The sequence below is a fragment of the Streptomyces sp. SID14478 genome (genome assembly GCF_010548525.1).
Classification (GTDB): Bacteria; Actinomycetota; Actinomycetes; order Streptomycetales; family Streptomycetaceae; genus Streptomyces.
On sequence record NZ_JAAGMG010000955.1, the window covers coordinates 1 to 4257 of the forward strand.

The window sequence follows — 4257 nt, forward strand, 5'->3', positions numbered from 1 at the left end:
CTCGGGGGCGCCGGCCGCCAGCAGTTTGGCGCCCATGTACGCGTACCAGCGCGAGGGCGGGTTCTCGCGGGTGCGGCGCACGACCGCCGCGTCCGCCTCGTGCATGGCGATCCAGGCGCCGGACGCCTCCCGCACCTTCGCCGACAGGCCGTGGTGGTCCGGGTGGTGATGGGTGATCAGGACACCGGTGAGCTCGCCCACCGCGGTGCCGCACGCCTTGAGGCCCGCCGTCAGCGCGTCCCAGGACGCCGGGTCGTCCCAGCCGGTGTCGACGAGGACCGGGCCCGCGTCGGTGTCCAGGACGTAGATCAGCGTGTAGCCGAGCGGATTGTCGGGGATGGGGACGCGGATGCTGCGTACGCCCCCGCCGTGGTCGGTCACCTGTGTCCGCGTCGCCTGAGTCATCGGGTCGCCTCTCCGCCGCCAAGGGTGGTGCCTGTCGCCGCGCCGAACTCCCGCCACTGTAAGGGAATTTGTAGAACCCGTTTCAATGGTCGCCTCGGTCCACCGTCCGTCCGCGGGCCTCTGTCCGTACCCCTTCACCCTGTGATCACGGGCGGTCGTCCTGCGTGACGTTGGCGGGCGGTGCGCCGCGTACCCCGTTCCCACGCGGCGAGCCGAACCCGCGCGCTGTCGCCGTCCCCGCCCTTCCGCATCACAACTAGAACTGGTATCAGTTCTGAAACACCGTCAGAAACTGTCGAGCACAAGAGGATCACCGCACCGGGCGCAGGAGGAAGTCAGCCATGACCGAGCTCGTGGAACACGGACAGCTGTTCATCGGCGGGGAGTTGACCGATCCCCTCGGCAAGGACGTCATCGAGGTCGTCTCCCCGCACACCGGCGAGGTCTTCGGCCGGGTGCCGCACGCCGCGCCCGCCGACGTCGACCGGGCCGTCGCCGCCGCCCGCCGCGCCTTCGACGAGGGGCCCTGGCCGCGGATGACGCTCGACGAGCGGATCGCCGTCGTCACGAGGATCAAGGACGCCTTCGCGGTGCGGCACGAGGAGATCGCCCGCCTCATCAGCAGCCAGAACGGCACCCCCTACACCTCCAGCATCATGGTGCAGGCCCTCGCCGCGATGATGGTCTGGGACGCCGCGCTCACCGTCGCCCGCGACTTCACGTACGAGGAGGCGCGCGACGGCGCCCTCGGCAAGCTGCTGGTGCGACGCGAGCCGGTCGGTGTCGTCGCCGCCGTGGTGCCGTGGAACGTCCCGCAGTTCACCGCCGCCGCCAAGATCGCCCCGGCGCTGCTGGCCGGCTGCCCGGTGATCCTGAAGACCTCGCCCGAGACGCCCCTCGACGCCTATCTCCTGGCCGAGATGGCCGCCGAGGCGGGCCTGCCGGAGGGCGTGCTCTCGGTCATCCCCGCCGACCGCGAGGTCAGCGAGTACCTGGTCGGCCACCCCGGCGTCGACAAGATCTCCTTCACCGGCTCGGTCGGTGCCGGAAAGCGCGTCATGGAGGTCGCCTCCCGCAACCTCACCCGCGTCACCCTGGAACTCGGCGGCAAGTCCGCCGCGATCATCCTGGAGGACGCGGACGCCGCGGGCGCCGTCGCCGGCATCGTCCCGTTCGCCTGGATGATCAACGGCCAGGCGTGCGTCGCGCAGACCCGCATCCTCGTACCCCGCTCGCGCTACGACGAGTTCGCCGACGCCTTCGCCGCCGCGGCGTCCGCACTGAAGGTCGGCGACCCGCTCGACCCGGCCACCGAACTCGGCCCCCTCGTCGCCAAGCGGCAGCAGCAGCGCTCCCTCGACTACATCGGCATCGGCCAGCAGGAGGGCGCCAAGATCCTCACCGGCGGCGGCGTACCGAAGGGCTTCGAGCAGGGCTGGTACGTCGAACCCACCCTCTTCGGCGACGTCGACAACTCCATGCGCATCGCCCGCGAGGAGATCTTCGGCCCGGTCATCTGCCTGCTCCCGTACGGGGACGAGGCCGAGGCCGTCAAGATCGCCAACGACTCCGACTACGGCCTCAGCGGCAGCGTGTGGACCCCGGACACCGAGCGCGGCATCGACATCGCGCGCCGGGTGCGCACGGGAACGTACAGCGTCAACACGTTCAGCCTCGACATGCTCGGCCCGTTCGGCGGCTACAAGAACTCCGGTCTGGGCCGGGAGTTCGGGCCCGAGGGCTACGGCGAGTACTTCGAGCACAAGATGATCCACCTGCCCGCCGGGTACGAGCCCGAGGGGGCCTGACCCATGGGAGACCGCTGGCACGTGGAGGTCGACCGGAGCGTGTGCATCGGGTCCGGCATGTGCGTGAACACCGCGCCGGCCGGCTTCCGGCTCGACACCGCCCGGCAGTCGCACCCGACCGCGGCCGAGACGGACGCGAACGAGGAGGTCCTGGAGGCCGCCGAGGGCTGTCCCGTCGAGGCGATCATGATCACTCTCTCCGGGGGCGGTGAGTCGGTCTTCCCGCCTGATGAATAGCCCCATGAGCAGGCCTGCGGAGCCACGGGACGAGCATTCTTTCGAATAACTCGAACGGGACGAACATTACTTGACTCGTGCGTTCCGCACGGCTGTCTCATGACAGTCGTTACTGTCCCCTTTCCTTGGCGGCGTGCAAATCTTCTCTCGCAGCCGCCAAGGGGAGGGGACGCACGTCATGGACAAGCGGTACGAGGTCTATGCACTGGCCGACCCGTATTTCTACGAGACCCCCGACCGGCTGGCCGTCGACGGCAAAGACGGCGAGCCCGGGAAAGCGGGGGGCTTTCCCGAGTTCGAGACCGCCACGCGGCCCGTCCCGGACGGCTGGCGCTCCGCCGGCAATGGTGACTGGCTGAATCTCACGCCTCTGGCCGCCGACGGCACACCGCTCCAAGGCCCCTTGCAGGGCTGGAAGATCCACGCCTCGGCGACCCGGCAGAACGCCGAGAAGACCGCCGGCATCGTGTGGGACTACTGCGTGCCGCGCCGCATCCCCTTCAAATTCGTGCCCGCCCCCCATCTTCTGCACTTGCGGAACACCAAATACGCGGGGCGAGACGTCAGCGGAAAGTTCGCCACCATATATCCGGCCGACGAGGCCAGATGCCACCGCATTCTGGAAGAACTCGGCGCACTGCTGCACGGCTTCGAAGGCCCGTACATCCTCACCGATCTGCGCTGGGGCGAAGGGCCGCTCTACGTGCGCTACGGCGCCTTCGCCCGCCGCACCGTCGTCAACGAACGCGGCACCCTCGTCGGCGCCATAGCCGACGCCGAGGGCCGCCTCGTGCCCGACCACCGGGACCCGGTCTTCCACGTCCCCGCCTGGGCGCCCCTGCCCGACTTCCTGAAGCCCCACCTCGACGCCCGCAACGCCACCAGCGTCACGGACCTGCCCTACCGCTTCGAGAAGTCGCTGCACTTCTCCAACGGCGGCGGCGTCTACCGGGGCACCGACACCCGCGACGGCCGCAAGGTCGTCCTCAAGGAAGGCCGCCCGCACGCAGGGCTGGCCGCCGACGGGGCCGACGCCATCGTCCGCCTGGAGCGCGAGAAGGCCGCCCTGGAGCGGCTCTCGGGGCTCGGCGTGGCGCCCGAGGTGCGCGACTGGCTGGACGTCGACGGCCACCGCTTCCTCGTCATGGACCACGTGGCGGGACGCCCGCTCAACGCATTCTTCGCCGCGCGCCACCCGCTGCTCGCCCCGGACCCCGACCCGGGCGCCGTCGCCGACTACGCGGACTGGGTGCTGCGGATCGTCACCGCCGTCGAGAAGGCCGTGGCCGCCGTCCACGAACGCGGCCTCGTCTTCAACGACCTGCACATGTTCAACATCATGGTCGACCCCGACGAGGAGACCGTGACCCTCATCGACTTCGAGGCGGCCACCGACGTCGCGGAGGACGGCGGGCAGATGCTCGCCCACCCCGGGTTCTGGGCGCCGATGGACCGCACCGGCACGGACGTCGACCGCTACGCCCTCGCCTGTCTGCGGATCGCGATGTTCCTGCCCGTCACCACGCTGTTCGTCGTGGACCGCGGCAAGGCCGCCCACCTGGCCGAGATCATATCCGCCCAATTCCCCACCGTGCCGCGGGAGTTCCTCGACGAGGCCGTCGCCGAGATCACCCGGGGCGAGCAGCACGGCGCCCCGGTCCGCACGGCCGTCGCGCGCACCGCACCCGCCGACTGGCCCCGCAGCCGCGACTCCATGGTCGCCGGCCTCCTCGCCTCGGCCACCCCGGACCGCGACGACCGGCTCTTTCCCGGCGACGTCGTCCAGTTCGCCACCGGCGGCGGCCTC

At 70.4% G+C, this 4257-nt stretch carries 4 protein-coding genes; 3 read left to right on the forward strand and 1 reads right to left on the reverse strand.

The features are described from left to right. The coding region (locus G3I40_RS30945; protein ID WP_164305937.1) for an MBL fold metallo-hydrolase at window positions 1-405 on the reverse strand (405 nt) is incomplete at its 3' end. 341 nt (window positions 406-746) lie between these two features. Between G3I40_RS30945 and G3I40_RS30950 the strand changes: the two genes are divergently transcribed. The 3 genes from G3I40_RS30950 to lanKC all read left to right on the forward strand — a co-directional run. Further along, window positions 747-2213, forward strand: a complete 1467-nt coding sequence (locus G3I40_RS30950) for an aldehyde dehydrogenase (RefSeq protein WP_164305938.1) — start codon at window positions 747-749, stop codon at window positions 2211-2213. Between the two features lie 3 nt (window positions 2214-2216). Then, window positions 2217-2450: a ferredoxin gene (locus G3I40_RS30955; RefSeq protein ID WP_164305939.1), complete on the forward strand. Its 234-nt coding sequence runs from the start codon at window positions 2217-2219 to the stop codon at window positions 2448-2450. A gap of 178 nt (window positions 2451-2628) precedes the next feature. Then, the coding region (gene lanKC, locus G3I40_RS30960; RefSeq protein ID WP_203645089.1) for a class III lanthionine synthetase LanKC at window positions 2629-4257 on the forward strand (1629 nt) is incomplete at its 3' end.